Below are 16,416 nucleotides of genomic sequence, written 5' to 3' on the forward strand. Positions count from 1 at the left end.
ATCTACAAAAATCATATCATCGATCAAACCACGACCATACTTAGTTTACAACGCTCTCATTTCTCGTCGAACTAAAGCATCTGAGAACCTTGGTGCCTTGCACTTAGATGTCTACCCACGTGTAAGGGAAGGCCTATTTCGACAGATGTTTTAATATTAGTTGGAAGTGCAATCCCATTTGCACCTCTGTTAATGTTGTAATCAAGTTCGGTAGCTCTATGCATGACCGGATATTCCTGAGCAATATTGATACTAATTTGGTGATTTCCAGCATGGTTTTCAGGTAACCCGCCAACTATTTCGTTATTTAACTTGAGCCCATAACCTCTGCTTAAAGAACCGCCATAATAATTCGCAACACTCCCCCCTTTGAGTTTTATTTAAGGGGATGATTTGGACAATTTCCTCTATACCTACAACATATTGAACTTTGCGTTTACTACCATCTGAATGATTGATATAACGATGAAAGGTAACTTCGTTCTTCTCGCAATCAATATGGTCTAAATCGTATTCATATCGAATATAATTTTTAACTTTGGGTTTTCTGATAATGCCACGAATGATGGCTCGTTCAGCAAACAACAAACTCCCCACCATAAACATAAAGCCATCTCAAGAGAAAGATGGCTTATAGACTGAATTGCTAACTAAAGGGTGTTATCGAGTGATCTTCCCTGCTTTTACATCTTCTAACCAATGTCCTTCGACGAGATAAGGAGGAAGCCAACTGGTTTCAATAGATAGACGGTTGCCTTTGTCATACCACATACATGCCATACCAAGCAGAGGGAAAGATATGAAGGTTTCTATAGAAATTAAGCCCTCTGGCTTATCGAGCCTCATTTGGTATTGCTCTTGGAACTGTAGGTTCTTAATGAGTACTTCTTCAAAGTCATAACCGATGTCAGTTGTCAGGGCCGCAAAAGTTTCCAAAATACCCATGGCGATTTCTAATGCCCAATCATCACCCTGAGAAACTGCCGCGTCCATCGCGGCCACCAGTTTATCAGGGTAGTCCGACGTGCGGTTATGGAACGACTGAATGACATCTACTAGCATATAAGACAGCTCACCCGCTTTGGTAGAGCTCTGTCTCATCAAAGAAATCGGAAAGTTCGCCAATACATCCATGCTAGGTTTATCACGCACAATCACCGAAGTAAAATAAGCATCAAGCCACATTGAAGGACAAATAAAGCCTGTTTTAAAAATACCTTCACCATCCCATGTCACTTCTGGATAGCCAAGTATCTGGATACTTAATTCTTCATTGGGATTCATAGCAAGTTGATGATAACAGGCTCCCATTAAAGAAGTTTCGTAAAGACGTAATGTACAAATTTGTTCGTCTTCATGCGTAGTTTGAAACCAGGTATACCAGCGAACCTGGTCGATGGCAAAATCACCAAGACTAACCAAGTTTTCTCGCCTGACCTTAAGACCTTCTTTTCTGTTATCTAAAACCCGGTTTATAAAATTTTTTTTACTCACAATGGCTTGTGTGTCAAGTTCAGGATTTGCTTTGCGCTCTACAATCTTGATCGATTCTTTACTTTGCATTTTGACTTAATCCTTTTGAATCAATTTTAAACTCTACTACTACGTCTGAGGGCTTCAAGCTATTCGAGTAAAAGGGCTTAGGTATCTTTAAAAAGGACACATAATGCCAAGTGTAACGCAACAAAACATCAGAAATGATGACCTAGCTCCCTTTGAATCTTAGCGAATTATATTTCCGGCTTTTACATCCTCTAACCAACACCCTTCGACGAGATAGGGAGGAAGCCAACCAGTTTCGACAGATAAACGGTTGCCTTTGTCGTACCACATACTAGCCATGCCAAGCAGAGGGAAATTAATGAACGTGCGGATGCCTATCCTATCTGGTCCTAATTCTCTAAGATGATATTTCTCTTGAAACTGTAGGTTTTTAACGAGCACTTCCTCAAAATCATAACCAATGTCAGTAGTGAGCGCTGCGAAGGTTTCTAGGATCCCCATCGCAATTTCCAACGCCCAGTTATCCCCTTGAGCTACCGCTGCGTCCATTGCTGCAACCAGCTTGTCAGGATAATCCGGTGTGCGGTTGTGGAACGACTGAATTACGTCTACTAGCATATAAGACAGCTCACCCGCTTTAGTAGAGCTCTGTCTCATCAAAGAAATCGGAAAGTTCGCCAATACATCCATGCTAGGTTTATCACGCACAATCACCGAAGTAAAATACGCATCTAGCCACATTGAAGGACAAATGAAGCCTGTTTTTAAAATACTTTCACCATCCCATGTTACTTCTGGATAGCCGAGTATCTGGATACTTAATGGTTCCTTCGGATACATAGCGAGCCGATGATAACAAGCGCCCATTAGCGAAGTTTCATAAAGACGCAAGGTACATATTTGCTCATCTTCATGTGAGGCTTGAAACCAGGTATACCAGCGAACCTGGTCAATGGCAAAATCACCAAGACTGACCAGATTTTCCCGCCTGATTTTAAGGCCTTCTTTTCTGTTATCTAAAACCCGGTTTATAAATTTTTTCCGATTCACAATGGCTTGTGTGTCAAGTTCAGGATTTGCTTTTCGCTCTAAAAATTTGACCGATTTTTTACTTTGCATTTTTGACTTAATCCTTTTGAATCAATTTTAAACTCTGACACTTCTAGTTTTACGTCCGAGGCTTTTCCACTTTCTGGGATGCTGAGTATGTATATATCGAATAGGTCTACCGGATAAAGCGGCATATTGGATTTCGTCGGCAGCTAATTTTTAAGTTGTTCCTCCTTTATTCTCTGACATTAACTTAACTATTTCCGCCGCATATTTACTTGTCCCTTGCTGATATGCTTCATTGCCAATTTTACGACTGCCGAGCGGCCTGCTGCCACCCTTAGCCTCGACGATGATGATTTCTTCAGTATCATCTGAGAGGTACACCATATTGAAATCACCTGGTTTCGATCCCTAAGCTGCAAGGTCTTTGGGATGGAGCAACTTAGCATTAGGGCGTATATTCCGAATAAAGTCATCCGCGACCAATTCACCAATTTTTGCAGACTGCTGGTTAATTTTGGCGATTTGAACGTTATTATACTGAATTACTAACTAAAGGAGTTTATCGAATGATCTTCCCTGCTTTTACATCTTCTAGCCAACGCCCCTCGACGAGATAAGGAGGAAGCCAACCAGTTTCAATAGATAAACGGTTGCCTTTGTCGTACCACATACATGCCATGCCAAGCAGAGGGAAGTTGATAAAAGTTCTGATGCCTATCCTATCTGGTCCTAATTCTCTAAGATGATATTTCTCTTGAAACTGTAGGTTTTTAACGAGCACTTCCTCAAAATCATAACCAATGTTAGTAGTGAGCGCTGCGAAGGTTTCTAGGAGCCCCATCGCAATTTCCAACGCCCAGTTATTCCCTTGAGCTACCGCTGCGTCCATTGCTGCAACCAGCTTATCAGGATAATCCGATGTGCGGTTGTGGAACGACTGAATGACGTCTACTAGCATATAAGACAGCTCACCCGCTTTGGTAGAGCTCTGTCTCATCAAAGAAATAGGAAAGTTCGCCAATACGTCCATGCTAGGTTTATCACGAACGATGACAGAGGTAAAATAGGCATCTAACCACATTGAAGGACAAATGAAGCCTGTTTTTAAAATACCTTCGCCTTTCCATGTTACTTCAGGATAGTCGAGGATCTTTATGGTTAATTTATCATTGGGATGTATTGCAAGGCTATGATAACAAGCACTCATCAACGAAGTTTCATAAAGGCGTAATGTACAAATTTTTTCGTCTTCACATGAAGCTTGATACCACGTAAACCAGCGCACTTGCTCGAATGCATAATCTCCAAAGCTAATCAAGTTCTCTCGCCTAATTTTGAGCCCTTCTTTTCTTTTATCTAAGATTCGATTGATATAATCTTTCTCAGAAGCAATGCTATTATCATCTAACCTGGGCCTTGCTGTACGCTCTATAATTTTGGCTGGCTTTTTACCTTGCATTGTTGAACTAACCCTTCTTAATCAATTTTAAACTCAGCTATTCCTACTTTTATATCTGATGCATCTCTGATTTTTTTCGCAGCTATTTTTTCTGTCGTTTCATCTTCGTTTTCAGACATTAGCTTAGTGATTTCTTCAGCATATTTGCTAGACCCTTGCTGATACGCTTCGTTTCCAATCTTACGGCTGCCCATCGGACAGCTACCCCCCTTTGGCCTCAACAATTATAATTTCACCTGGTGGCGGCTCTTCCACCTCGTAAACCATATCAAAATCGCCCGGCTTCGAAATTGAGGTTCCAATATCTTTGGGATGAAGCAGCTCAGCATTAGGACGTTTACTCCGAACAAAGTCATCCGCGGCTAACTCACAAATTTTTGCAGATTGCTGATTAATCTTGGCGATTTGAACGTTATTATACTGAATTGCTAACTAAAGGGTTTTATCGTGTGATCTTCCCTGCTTTTACTTCTTCTAACCAACGTCCTTCGACGAGATAGGGAGGAAGCCAACCAGTTTCAATAGATAAACGGTTGCCTTTGTCGTACCACATACAAGCCATGCCAAGCAGAGGGAAAGAGATGAAGGTTTCTATAGAAATTAAGTCCTCTGGCTTATCGAGCCTCATTTGGTATTGCTCTTGGAACTGTAGGTTTTTAACTACTACTTCTTCAAAGTCATAACCGATGTCAGTTGTCAGGGCAGCAAAAGTTTCCAAAATACCCATGGCGATTTCTAACGCCCAGTCATTACCCTGAGCAACTGCCGCGTCCATCGCGGCCACCAGTTTATAAGGGTAGTCCGATGTGCGGTTATGGAACGACTGAATGACATCTACTAACATATAAGACAGCTCACCCACTTTGGTAGAGCTCTGTCTCATCAGAGAAATCGGAAAGTTAGCCAATACGTCCATACTTGGCCTGTCACGCACAATTGCCGATATAAAATAAGTATCCAGCCACATTGAAGGACAAATGAAGCCCATTTCTAAGATACCTTCACCATCCCATGTAACTTCTGGATAACCGAGTATCTGAACAGTTAATGGATCATTAGGAAACATAGCCAGCCGATGATAACAAGCCCCCATTAATGAAGTTTCATAAAGACGTAATGTACAAATTTGTTCGTCTTCATGTGAGGTTTGAAACCATGTATACCAGCGAACCTGGTCAATGGCAAAATCACCAAAACTAACCAAGTTTTCTCGCCTGATTTTAAGACCTTCTTTTCGCTGTTCTAATATCTTATTGATGAATTCTTTCTCAGAATAAACTCCACTTTCACTCAGCTCAGGATCTGCTTTGCGTTCTACAATTTTGATTGTTCCTTTACTTTGCATTTTAACGTAGTCCTTTGGAATCAATTTTAAACTCTGCTACTTCTACTCTTAAGTCTGAGGGCTTCAAGCTATTCGAGTAAAAGGGCTTATGTATCTTTAAAAAGGACACATAATGCCAAGTGTAACGCAACAAAACGTCAGAAATGATGACCTAGTTCCCTTTGAAGCTTAGCGAATTATATTTCCGGCTTTTACATCCTCTAACCAACACCCTTCGACGAGATAGGGAGGAAGCCAACCAGTTTCAATAGATAAACGGTTGCCTTTGTCGTACCACATACAAGCCATGCCAAGCAGAGGGAAGTTAATAAAAGTGCGGATGCCTATCCTATCTGGTCCTAATTCTCGAAGATGATATTTTTCTTGGAATTGTAGGTTTTTGACTAGCACTTCCTCAAAGTCATAACCAATGTTAGTAGTGAGCGCTGCGAAGGTTTCTAGGATCCCCATCGCAATTTCCGACGCCCAGTTATCCCCTTGAGTTACCGCTGCGTCCATTGCTGCAACCAGCTTGTCAGGATAACCCGATGTGCGATTGTGGAACGACTGAATGACGTCTACTAGCATATAAGACAGCTCACCCGCTTTGGTAGAGCTCTGTCTCATCAAAGAAATCGGAAAGTTCGCCAATACGTCCAAGCTAGGTTTATCACGAACGATGACAGAGGTAAAATACGCATCTAGCCACATTGAAGGACAAATGAAACCTGTTTTTAAAATACCTTCGCCTTTCCAAGTTATTTCAGGATGATCAGGTACCTTAACCGTCAAAGGGCTTTCAGGTTTTTGAGCTAGTCGATGATAGCTAGCTTGCATTATCGAGGCTTCAAATAGACGCAGCGTTCCTATTCGGTCATTTAGTTCAGACACTGGAAACAAAGTATATAACCTAACTTGCTCCCAAACCCCGTCTGTTAGATATATCAAGTTTTCGCGCTTTATTGTGATACGATGTTTTCTTTTCTCTAAGTTTTTTTCTATTTGTTTTGTATAGTAATTAAGTTCCTCAGTATTCAACTCGTAGGCTGCTTTTCTATTTATCTTTTTCATACTAACTTTACTTCCCTTAACCTAATTCTTCGAGGCTAATATCAAACTCTTTTACATTCACTTTAGATACGCCATCTGAAGCATCAATTTCTGCTAGGGTATGTAAACACCTGTCTAGAATATCATCTTGCACTGCTGATGTAATTTCGTCTGCAGCAGCTCTTTCTGTTGTACCAGCTTTTTGTTCAGACATTAATTTAACGATTTCCGCCGCATATTTGCTTGTCCCTTGCTGATATTCTTCATTGCCAATTTTACGACTGCCGAGCGGCCTGCTGCCACCCTTAGCCTCGACGATGATGATTTCTTCAGTATCATCTGAGAGGTACACCATATTGAAATCACCTGGTTTCGATCCCTAAGTTGCAAGGTCTTTGGGATGGCTCAACTTAGCATTAGGGCGTATATTCCGAATAAAGTCATCCGCGACCAACTCACCAATTTTTGCTTTGTTTCTTTCTGTTAGCTCATAATCACTCGTATTGAGTTCAGACTTTTTTATACTATGCCAGCATTGGCTACCCCAAACCTGTTGGGTCAATCCACTGGATATGGTGGACTACATATTGGTAATGCCACCAATGATGGAGCGTTCAACAAACAACAAGCTCCCCACCTCAAACATAAAAGCCACCCCATAAGAGATGGCTTATATATTGATTTGCTAAAGGAGTTTATCGAGTGATCTTCCCTGCTTTTACATCTTCTAGCCAACGCCCCTCGACGAGATAAGGAGGAAGCCAACCGGTTTTAATAGATAAACGGTTGCCTTTGTCGTACCACATACAGGCCATGCCAAGAAGAGGGAAAGATATGAAAGTTTCTATAGAAATCAAGTCCTCTGGTTTATCAAGCCTCATTTGGTATTGCTCTTGGAACTGTAGGTTCTTAACTAATACCTCTTCAAAGTCATAACCAATGTTAGTAGTGAGCGCTGCGAAGGTTTCTAGGATCCCCATCGCAATTTCCAACGCCCAGTTATTCCCTTGAGCTACCGCTGCGTCCATTGCTGCGACGAGTTTATCAGGATAGTCCGATGTGCGATTATGAAACGACTGGATGACATCTACTAACATGTAAGACAGCTCACCCGCTTTAGTAGAGCTCTGTCTCATCAAAGAAATCGGAAAGTTCGCCAATGCGTCTAAACTTGGCCTGTCACGCACAATTGCCGATATAAAATACATATCAATCCATCTATTAGGATTTATGCACCCCGTTTTTAAAATACCTTCCCCGTCCCACTTTACTTCAGGATAGTCGAGAATCTTTATAGTTAATTCATCATTGGGATTCCTAGCAAGTCGATGATAACAAGCGCCCATTAGAGAAGTTTCGTAAAGACGTAATGTACAAATTTGTTCGTCTTCATGCGAGGTTTGAAACCAGGTATACCAGCGAACCTGGTCAATGGCGAAATCACCAAGACTAACCAAGTTTTCTCGCCTGACTTTAAGGCCTTCTTTTCTGTTATCTAAAACCCTGTTTATAAATTTTTTCCGATTCACAATGGCTTGTGTGTCAAGTTCAGGATTTGCTTTTCGCTCTAAAAATTTGACCGATTCTTTACTTTGCATTTTGACTTAATCCTTTTGAATCAATTTTAAACTCTGCTACTTCTACTACTACGTCTGAGGGCTTCAAGCTATTCGAGTAAAAGAGCCTAGGTATCTTTAAAAAGGACACATAATGCCAAGTGTAACACAACAAAACGTCAGAAATGATCGCCTAGTTCCTTTTGAATCTTAGCGAATTATATTTCCGGCTTTTACATCCTCTAACCAACACCCTTCGACGAGATAGTGAGGAAGCCAACCAGTTTCAACAGATAGACGGTTACCTTTGTCGTACCACATACAAGCCATGCCAAGCAGAGGGAAAGAGATGAAGGTTTCGATTGAAATCAATTTTTTAGGAGCATCCAAGCGCATTTGATATTGCTCCTGGAACTGCAGGTTCTTAATGAGTACCTCTTCAAAGTCATAACCAATATCAGTTGTCAGGGCGGCAAAGGTTTCTAAAATGCCCATGGCGATTTCTAATGCCCAGTCATCACCCTGAGCAATTGCAGCGTCCATTGCTGCGACTAGCTTATCAGGGTAATCCGATGTGCGGTTGTGGAATGACTGAATTACATCCACTAACATGTAAGAAAGCTCACCTGCCTTAGTGGCGCTTTGCTTCATTAGAGAAATCGGAAAGTTCGCCAACAGGTCCATACTGGGTTTGTCACGCACAATCACCGAAGTGAAATAAGCATCAAGCCATCGGTTAGGGTGTAAACACCCCGTTTTTAAAATACCTTCACCTTTCCAGATTACTTCCGGGTATCCAGGTAATTGAATACTTTGAGGCTCGTCAGGTCTCATGGCGAGCTGATGATAAAAGGCACGCATTAATGATGCTTCATATAGACATAGTGTGCCGGTTCGTTCGTTTTCGATTGAATGTGGAAGCCATGTATACCACCTCACCTGCTCAAACGCTTCATCGCTTAAAGCAACTAAGTTCTCTCTGCGAACATTGATTACGTCTTTACGCATATCAAGGTCTCGATTAATATCAGAGCTGTAACCTTGGACTAACTCTGGGGTCAGTTTCGGATTAGCATTTCGCTCAATTCTAACTTTTCTAGACATTTATAACTCCCCTAAATCTATTTTAAATTCTTTGCCTTTAACCTTTGAAACCTGTCCCGCGTCATAGATTGCCGTTTGAGTATGAATGTACCTAATAGGTCGCCCTCTCTTTAACGCTAGTTTTATTTCCGTTGCCGCTTCCCACTCTGTTGTACCTCTCTCATTCTTAGACATCTCACCAATTTTTGCAGACTGTTGGTTAATCTTGGCGATTTGAGCGTTACATCCCGCTTCGCCAGTTCGAGCGTCCATTGCCTTTTGACGCTCTTTCAAGCATTCATCAATTTTTGCTTTGTTTTTTTCTGTTAGCTCATAATCACTCATATTGAGTTCTGAGTTTTCTTTATACTTCGCTTTATTCAGCACAAGATCTTCAGTAAAGATCGTGCAACCTTCCTCTCCACCAACTTTCTCTGAGTTAAAAACATGCGCATTGATAAATTTCTCAATCCCAACAACATACTGCACTTCGTGTCTGCTGCCATCTGAGTGATTAATATGACGATAAAAAGTAATCTCGTTTCTCTCGCAATCAATATGGTCTAAATCGTATTCATATCGAATATGATTTTTACCTTTGGGTTTTCGGATTTTGACTTGCGAGCGAACGCCATCTTCTCCGACAGATGACTCTTTTGCTGCCTCTAAAATCTGGTCGCAAACCTCTTGGGGAACATTGTTTGACGCCTGATACTCAGCCAGCATTTGCTGCAAGCGTTTTAGCCCTTCTTCACACAAGAAGCCTGTTGGGTCAATCCGTTGGATAGGATTGACTGCATATTGGTAATGCCACCAATGATGGAGCGTTCAACAAACAACAAGCTCCCCACCTCAAACGTAAAAGCCACCCCATGAGAGATGGCTTATATATTGATTTGCTAAAGGAGTTTATCGAATGATCTTCCCTGCTTTTACTTCTTCTAACCAACGTCCTTCGACGAGATAGTGAGGAAGCCAACCAGTTTCAACAGATAGACGGTTGCCTTTGTCGTACCACATGCAAGCCATGCCAAGCAGAGGGAAATTAATAAACGTGCGGATCCCTATTCTATCTGGTCCTAATTCTCGAAGATGATATTTCTCTTGAAACTGTAGGTTTTTAACGAGCACTTCCTCAAAATCATAACCAATGTTAGTAGTGAGCGCTGCGAAGGTTTCTAGGATCCCCATCGCAATTTCCAACGCCCAGTTATTCCCTTGAGCTACCGCTGCGTCCATTGCTGCGACGAGTTTATCAGGATAGTCCGATGTGCGATTATGAAACGACTGGATGACATCTACTAACATGTAAGACAGCTCACCCGCTTTAGTAGAGCTCTGTCTCATCAAAGAAATCGGAAAGTTCGCCAATGCGTCTAAACTTGGCCTGTCACGCACAACTGTCGATATAAAATACATATCAATCCATCTATTAGGATTTATGCACCCCGTTTTTAAAATGCCTTCACCATCCCACTTTACTTCAGGATAGTCGAGAATCTTGATAGTTAATTCTTCATTGGGATTCATAGCAAGTTGATGATAACAGGCTCCCATTAAAGAAGTTTCATAAAGGCGTAATGTACAAATTTGTTCGTCTTCATGAGAGGCTTGAAACCAGGTATACCAGCGAACCTGGTCAATGGCAAAATCACCAAGACTAACCAAGTTTTCTCGCCTGACTTTAAGGCCTTCTTTTCTGTTATCTAAAACCCTGTTTATAAATTTTTTCCGATTCACAATGGCTTGTGTGTCAAGTTCAGGATTTGCTTTTCGCTCTAAAAATTTGACCGATTCTTTACTTTGCATTTTGACTTAATCCTTTTGAATCAATTTTAAACTCTGCTACTTCTACTACTACGTCTGAGGGCTTCAAGCTATTCGAGTAAAAGAGCCTAGGTATCTTTAAAAAGGACACATAATGCCAAGTGTAACACAACAAAACGTCAGAAATGATCGCCTAGTTCCTTTTGAATCTTAGCGAATTATATTTCCGGCTTTTACATCCTCTAACCAACACCCTTCGACGAGATAGTGAGGAAGCCAACCAGTTTCAACAGATAGACGGTTGCCTTTGTCGTACCACATGCAAGCCATGCCAAGCAGAGGGAAATTAATAAACGTGCGGATCCCTATTCTATCTGGTCCTAATTCTCGAAGATGATATTTCTCTTGAAACTGTAGGTTTTTAACGAGCACTTCCTCAAAATCATAACCAATGTTAGTAGTGAGCGCTGCGAAGGTTTCTAGGATCCCCATCGCAATTTCCAACGCCCAGTTATTCCCTTGAGCTACCGCTGCGTCCATTGCTGCGACGAGTTTATCAGGATAGTCCGATGTGCGATTATGAAACGACTGGATGACATCTACTAACATGTAAGACAGCTCACCCGCTTTAGTAGAGCTCTGTCTCATCAAAGAAATCGGAAAGTTCGCCAATGCGTCTAAACTTGGCCTGTCACGCACAATTGCCGATATAAAATACATATCAATCCATCTATTAGGATTTATGCACCCCGTTTTTAAAATACCTTCCCCGTCCCACTTTACTTCAGGATAGTCGAGAATCTTTATAGTTAATTCATCATTGGGATTCCTAGCAAGTCGATGATAACAAGCGCCCATTAGAGAAGTTTCGTAAAGACGTAATGTACAAATTTGTTCGTCTTCATGCGAGGTTTGAAACCAGGTATACCAGCGAACCTGGTCAATGGCGAAATCACCAAGACTGACCAGGTTTTCCCGCCGGATTTTAAGGCCTTCTTTTCTTTTATCTAATATTTTATTGATAAATTCTTTCTCAGAAGAAACCCCACTTTGACTCAACTCAGGGGTTGCTTTGCGTTCTACAACTTTACTTTGCATTTTAAATTAGCCCTTTAGAATTAATTTTAAACTCTGCCACTTTTAGTTTTACATCCGATGCATCCCCGTTCTCTTGAATGCTTGCTTGAGTATGTATATATCGAATAGGTATGCCGGATAAAGCTGCATCTTGGATTTGTCTTGCTGTTATTTTTCAGTCGTCCCTTCCTTTTTTCAGACATTAGGTTGGTGATTTCTGCAGTGTATTCCGTTGTCCCTTGCTGATATGCCATATTTCCAATTTTTCTGCTACCCAGCGGGCTGCTACCCCCTTTGGCCTCAACAATTATAATTTCACCTGGTGGAGACTCTTCCACATCGTAAACCATATCAAACTCGCCCGGCTTCGAAATTGAGGTTCCAATATCTTTGGGATGAAGCAGCTTAGCATTAGAACGTTTACTCCGGACAAAGTCATCCGCGGCCAACTCACCTATCTTTGCAGACTGTTGGTTAATATTACCAATTTGAGCGTTTTATCCCTCTTCGCCATATCGAGCGTCCATTGCCTCTTGACGCTCTTTCAAGCATTCATCAATTTTTGCTTTGTTTTTTTCTGTTAGCTCATAATTACTCGTATTGAGTTCAGAGTTTTTTATACTATGCCAGCATTGGCAGCCCCAAACCTGTTGGGTCAATCCACTGGATATGGTGGATTGCATATTGGTAATGCCACCAATGATGGAGCGTTCAACAAACAACAAGCTCCCCACCTCAAACATATAAGCCACCTCATGAGAGGTGGCTTATATACTGAATGGCTAACTAAAGGAGTTTATCGAGTGATCTTCCCTGCTTTTACTTCTTCTAGCCAACGCCCCTCGACGAGATAAGGAGGAAGCCAACCGGTTTCAATAGATAAACGGTTGCCTTTGTCGTACCACATACAGGCCATGCCAAGAAGAGGGAAGTTAATAAAAGTTCGGATGCCTATCCTGTCGGGTCCTAATTCTCGAAGATGATATTTCTCTTGAAACTGTAGGTTTTTAACGAGCACTTCCTCAAAATCATAACCAATGTTAGTAGTGAGCGCTGCGAAGGTTTCTAGGATCCCCATCGCAATTTCCAACGCCCAGTTATCCCCTTGGGCTACCGCTGCGTCCATTGCTGCGACGAGTTTATCAGGATAGTCCGATGTGCGATTATGAAACGACTGGATGACATCTACTAACATGTAAGACAATTCACCCGCTTTAGTAGAGCTCTGTCTCATCAAAGAAATCGGAAAGTTCGCCAACACATCCATGCTGGGTTTGTCACGGACGATGACAGAGGTAAAATAAGCATCTAGCCACATTGAGGGACAAATGAAGCCTGTTTTTAAAATACCTTCACCTTTCCAGGTTACTTCTGGATAATCAGGTAGTTGAATACGTTGGGGCTCGCTTGGTTTGATGGCAAGTTGATGATAGAAGGCACGCATTAATGATGCTTCATAAAGGCAGAGTGTTCCTATTTTTTCAGTTTCTATTGCAGATGGAAAGCAAGTATACCACCTCACTTGTTCTGAAGCATCGTCGCTAAGAGCAACTAAATTCTCTCTACGGATTACAATTAGCTCTTTGCGCTCGTCTAAATCCTCATTGATATACATTTGGTAGTCAGCGACATCATTTAGTGTTAGATGAGGTTCCGCCTTTCTCTCTACGTGATTTTTCTTATTTTTTTCAGGCATTTATTTCACTCCTAATCCTACGTTAAATTCTTTTACATTAACTGAAGAAACATCTCCAGCATCAGAAATAGCGGTTTGAGTATGAATATATCTAACGGGAATTTTCTTTCTCAATGCTTTATTTATACTTCTGGCCGCTTTCCATTCGGTAGTATCTTTGCCCTCTTGAGCCATCAAATCCGTAATTGCACTTGCATACTTACTTGTACCTTGCTGATACGCTTCGTCTCCAATCTTACGACTGCCTAGCGGGCTGCTCCCCCCTTTGGCCTCAACAATGATAATTTCACCTGGTGGTGGCTCTTCCACCTCGTAAACCATATCAAAGTCGCCCGGCTTCGAAATTGAGGTTCCAATATCTTTGGGATGAAGCAGCTTAGCATTAGGACGCTTACTCCGGACAAAATCATCCGCGGCCAACTCACCAATTTTTGCAGACTGTTGATTAATATTGCCGATTTGAGCGTTATATCCCGCTTCGCCAGTTCGAGCGTCCATAGCCTTTTGACGCTCTTTCAAACATTCATCAATTTTGGCTGTTAGCTCATAACCACTCGTATTGAGTTCAGAGTTTTCTTTATACTCTGCTTTATTCAACACAAGATCTTCAGTGAAGATCGTGCAACCTTCTTCCCCGCCAACTTTCTCTGAGTCAAAAACATGCGCATTGACAAATTCCTCAATCCCAACAACATACTGCACTTCGTGTCTACTGCCATCTGAGTGATTAATATGACGATAAAAAGTAATCTCGTTTCTCTCGCAATCAATATGGTCTAAATCGTATTCATATCGGATATGATTTTTACCTTTTGGGGAACGCTATTTGGCGCCTGATACTCTGCCAGCATTTGCTGTAAGCATTTTAACCCTTCTTCACAGAGGAAACCTGTTGGGTCAATCCACTAGATGGGGTTGATTGAATATCGGTAAACATATAAGCCACCTCATGAGAGGTGGCTTTTATACTGAATTGCTAACTAAAGGAGTTTATCGAGTGATCTTCCCTGCTTTTACATCCTCTAACCAGCGCCCCTCGACGAGATAAGGAGGAAGCCAACCGGTTTCAATAGATAAACGGTTGCCTTTGTCGTACCACATACAAGCCATACCAAGCAAAGAGAAAGAGATGAAAGTTTCTATAGAAATCAAGTCCTCTGGCTTATCGAGCCTCATTTGGTATTTCTCTTGGAACTGAAGGTTCTTAATGAGTACTTCTTCAAAGTCATAACCGATGTCAGTTGTCAGGGCAGCAAAAGTTTCCAAAATACCCATGGCGATTTCTAACGCCCAATCATCACCCTGAGCAACTGCCGCGTCCATCGCGGCCACCAGTTTATCAGGGTAATCCGATGTGCGGTTATGGAACGACTGTATGACGTCTACTAACATATAAGACAGCTCACCCGCTTTGGTAGAGCTCTGTCTCATCAAAGAAATCGGAAAGTTCGCCAACACATCCATGCTAGCTTTGTCACGGACGATGACAGAGGTAAAATAGGCATCTAGCCACACTGAAGGACAAATGAAGCCTGTTTTTAAAATACCTTCGCCTTTCCAGGTCACTTCTGGGTATCTAGGTAATTGAATACTTTGAGGTTCGTCAGGCCTCATCGCTAACTGATGATAAAACGCGCGCATTAATGACGCTTCATACAGGCAAAGTGTTCCGATTTGTTCATTTTCTATGGAGTGTGGGAACCACGAGTACCATCTCACTAGATAAAACGATTCATCACTTAAAGCAACTAAGTTTTCTCTACGAATACTGATTACCTCTTTGCGCGTATCAAGGTCTTCATCAATATCAGAACTATAGCCTTTGATTAACTCCGAGGTCAGCTTTGGATCAGCATTTCTTTCTATTTTAATTTTGTCAGACATTTTAAAACTTCCCTAAATCTACATTAAATTCTTTTACTTTAACCTTTGAAACTTTCCCTGATTCAGAGATTGGGGTTTTAGTATGTATATATCTGATTGGGCGTCCACTCCTCGAAGCGTTTCTTATTGATTTAGCTGCTTCCCACTCTGTTGTATTTCGCCCATTCCTAGACATCTTACCAACTATTGCCGCTGCATATTTAGCCGTTCCTTGCTGACATGCTTCGTTTCCTATTTTTCTACTACCCAAAGGACTGCTCCCCCCTTTGGCCTCAACAATGATAATTTCACCTGGTGGTGGCTCTTCCACCTCGTAAACCATATCAAAGTCGCCCGGCTTCGAAATTGAGGTTCCAATATCTTTGGGATGAAGCAGCTTAGCATTAGGACGTTTACTCCGGACAAAGTCATCCGCGGCTAACTCACCAATTTTTGCAGACTGTTGGTTAATATTGCCAATTTGAGCGTTATATCCCTCTTCGCCAGTTCGAGCGTCCATTGCCTCTTGACGCTCTTTCAAGCATTCATCAATTTTTGCTTTGTTTTTTTCTGTTAGCTCATAATCACTCATATTGAGTTCTGAGTTTTCTTTATACTCTGCTTTATTCAGCACAAGATCTTCAGTGAAGATCGTGCAACCTTTCTCCCCACCAACTTTCTCTGAGTCAAAAACATGCGCATTGACAAACTCCTCAATCCCAACAACATACTGCACTTCGTGTCTGGTGCCATCTGAATGATTAATATGACGATAAAAAGTAATCTCGTTTCTCTCGCAATCGATATGGTCTAAATCGTATTCATATCGGATATGATTTTTACCTTTTGGGGAACGTTATTTGCGCCTGATACTCTGCCAGCATTTGCTGTAAGCATTTTAACCCTTCTTCACAGAGGAAACCTGTTGGGTCAATCCACTAGATGGGGTTGATTGAATATCGGTAAACATATAAGCCACCTC

Annotated in this window: 12 protein-coding genes and 6 pseudogenes; all 18 read right to left on the reverse strand. The window is 41.6% G+C overall.

Annotation, left to right across the window (positions count from 1 at the left end; all coding sequences use genetic code 11):
• Nucleotides 1-660 precede the first annotated feature (660 nt).
• Nucleotides 661-1,563: an immunity 49 family protein gene (locus J8Z23_RS07900; protein ID WP_046875289.1), complete on the reverse strand. Its 903-nt coding sequence runs from the start codon at nt 1,561-1,563 to the stop codon at nt 661-663.
• Nucleotides 1,564-1,722: 159 nt separating this feature from the next.
• The gene (locus tag J8Z23_RS07905; RefSeq protein ID WP_256952456.1) at nt 1,723-2,622 is read right to left on the reverse strand and encodes an immunity 49 family protein; all 900 of its coding nucleotides are present in this window, start codon (nt 2,620-2,622) and stop codon (nt 1,723-1,725) included.
• Nucleotides 2,592-3,090, reverse strand: a pseudogene (locus J8Z23_RS07910) (RHS repeat-associated core domain-containing protein); the annotation flags it as partial. The gene J8Z23_RS07905 and the pseudogene J8Z23_RS07910, both read right to left, overlap by 31 nt.
• 28 nt (nt 3,091-3,118) lie before the next feature.
• Nucleotides 3,119-4,018 (reverse strand): immunity 49 family protein, encoded by a 900-nt coding sequence (locus J8Z23_RS07915; RefSeq protein ID WP_434632833.1) that lies wholly within the window; start codon nt 4,016-4,018, stop codon nt 3,119-3,121.
• Between the two features lie 17 nt (nt 4,019-4,035).
• Nucleotides 4,036-4,432: pseudogene (locus J8Z23_RS07920) on the reverse strand (hypothetical protein); the annotation flags it as partial.
• Nucleotides 4,433-4,460: 28 nt separating this feature from the next.
• On the reverse strand, nt 4,461-5,363 hold the full coding sequence (locus tag J8Z23_RS07925; protein WP_046875286.1) for an immunity 49 family protein: 903 nt from the start codon (nt 5,361-5,363) through the stop codon (nt 4,461-4,463).
• Between the two features lie 168 nt (nt 5,364-5,531).
• Nucleotides 5,532-6,413 carry an immunity 49 family protein gene (locus J8Z23_RS07930; RefSeq protein WP_434632836.1) on the reverse strand — a complete coding sequence of 294 codons (882 nt, stop codon included), beginning with the start codon at nt 6,411-6,413 and terminating at the stop codon, nt 5,532-5,534.
• A gap of 16 nt (nt 6,414-6,429) precedes the next feature.
• The gene (locus J8Z23_RS07935; RefSeq protein WP_046875285.1) at nt 6,430-6,747 is read right to left on the reverse strand and encodes a hypothetical protein; all 318 of its coding nucleotides are present in this window, start codon (nt 6,745-6,747) and stop codon (nt 6,430-6,432) included.
• A 340-nt stretch (nt 6,748-7,087) separates the two neighbouring features.
• Nucleotides 7,088-7,990: an immunity 49 family protein gene (locus J8Z23_RS07940; RefSeq protein WP_434632839.1), complete on the reverse strand. Its 903-nt coding sequence runs from the start codon at nt 7,988-7,990 to the stop codon at nt 7,088-7,090.
• 168 nt (nt 7,991-8,158) lie between these two features.
• Nucleotides 8,159-9,052 carry an immunity 49 family protein gene (locus J8Z23_RS07945; RefSeq protein ID WP_395208963.1) on the reverse strand — a complete coding sequence of 298 codons (894 nt, stop codon included), beginning with the start codon at nt 9,050-9,052 and terminating at the stop codon, nt 8,159-8,161.
• A pseudogene (locus J8Z23_RS07950) lies at nt 9,053-9,841 on the reverse strand (hypothetical protein); the annotation flags it as partial.
• Between the two features lie 99 nt (nt 9,842-9,940).
• Complete coding sequence (locus tag J8Z23_RS07955) at nt 9,941-10,840, reverse strand: immunity 49 family protein (RefSeq protein ID WP_434632842.1); 900 nt, start codon at nt 10,838-10,840, stop codon at nt 9,941-9,943.
• A 168-nt stretch (nt 10,841-11,008) separates the two neighbouring features.
• Nucleotides 11,009-11,896, reverse strand: coding sequence for an immunity 49 family protein (locus J8Z23_RS07960; protein WP_301578615.1), 888 nt, complete (start codon nt 11,894-11,896; stop codon nt 11,009-11,011).
• Nucleotide 11,897: 1 nt separating this feature from the next.
• Nucleotides 11,898-12,492: pseudogene (locus tag J8Z23_RS07965) on the reverse strand (RHS repeat-associated core domain-containing protein); the annotation flags it as partial.
• Between the two features lie 179 nt (nt 12,493-12,671).
• A complete protein-coding gene (locus J8Z23_RS07970; RefSeq protein ID WP_104974106.1) occupies nt 12,672-13,571 on the reverse strand; it encodes an immunity 49 family protein in 900 nt (299 codons plus the stop codon).
• A pseudogene (locus tag J8Z23_RS07975) lies at nt 13,572-14,518 on the reverse strand (RHS repeat-associated core domain-containing protein); the annotation flags it as partial.
• A 43-nt stretch (nt 14,519-14,561) separates the two neighbouring features.
• Nucleotides 14,562-15,455 carry an immunity 49 family protein gene (locus J8Z23_RS07980; protein WP_301658868.1) on the reverse strand — a complete coding sequence of 298 codons (894 nt, stop codon included), beginning with the start codon at nt 15,453-15,455 and terminating at the stop codon, nt 14,562-14,564.
• Between the two features lies 1 nt (nt 15,456).
• Nucleotides 15,457-16,414: pseudogene (locus tag J8Z23_RS07985) on the reverse strand (RHS repeat-associated core domain-containing protein); the annotation flags it as partial.
• Nucleotides 16,415-16,416: the final 2 nt, after the last annotated feature.

Source organism: Vibrio sp. SCSIO 43086 (assembly GCF_051132235.1).
Taxonomy (GTDB): Bacteria; Pseudomonadota; Gammaproteobacteria; order Enterobacterales; family Vibrionaceae; genus Vibrio; species Vibrio diabolicus.

What these genes read in the sequence shown, in the direction of transcription:
- J8Z23_RS07900 (WP_046875289.1), bottom strand. Translation starts at nt 1,563, where the DNA reads ATGCAAAGTAAAGAATCGATCAAGATTGTAGAGCGCAAAGCAAATCCT.
- J8Z23_RS07905 (WP_256952456.1), bottom strand. Translation starts at nt 2,622, where the DNA reads ATGCAAAGTAAAAAATCGGTCAAATTTTTAGAGCGAAAAGCAAATCCT.
- J8Z23_RS07915 (WP_434632833.1), bottom strand. Translation starts at nt 4,018, where the DNA reads ATGCAAGGTAAAAAGCCAGCCAAAATTATAGAGCGTACAGCAAGGCCC.
- J8Z23_RS07925 (WP_046875286.1), bottom strand. Translation starts at nt 5,363, where the DNA reads ATGCAAAGTAAAGGAACAATCAAAATTGTAGAACGCAAAGCAGATCCT.
- J8Z23_RS07930 (WP_434632836.1), bottom strand. Translation starts at nt 6,413, where the DNA reads ATGAAAAAGATAAATAGAAAAGCAGCCTACGAGTTGAATACTGAGGAA.
- J8Z23_RS07935 (WP_046875285.1), bottom strand. Translation starts at nt 6,747, where the DNA reads ATGGTGTACCTCTCAGATGATACTGAAGAAATCATCATCGTCGAGGCT.
- J8Z23_RS07940 (WP_434632839.1), bottom strand. Translation starts at nt 7,990, where the DNA reads ATGCAAAGTAAAGAATCGGTCAAATTTTTAGAGCGAAAAGCAAATCCT.
- J8Z23_RS07945 (WP_395208963.1), bottom strand. Translation starts at nt 9,052, where the DNA reads ATGTCTAGAAAAGTTAGAATTGAGCGAAATGCTAATCCGAAACTGACC.
- J8Z23_RS07955 (WP_434632842.1), bottom strand. Translation starts at nt 10,840, where the DNA reads ATGCAAAGTAAAGAATCGGTCAAATTTTTAGAGCGAAAAGCAAATCCT.
- J8Z23_RS07960 (WP_301578615.1), bottom strand. Translation starts at nt 11,896, where the DNA reads ATGCAAAGTAAAGTTGTAGAACGCAAAGCAACCCCTGAGTTGAGTCAA.
- J8Z23_RS07970 (WP_104974106.1), bottom strand. Translation starts at nt 13,571, where the DNA reads ATGCCTGAAAAAAATAAGAAAAATCACGTAGAGAGAAAGGCGGAACCT.
- J8Z23_RS07980 (WP_301658868.1), bottom strand. Translation starts at nt 15,455, where the DNA reads ATGTCTGACAAAATTAAAATAGAAAGAAATGCTGATCCAAAGCTGACC.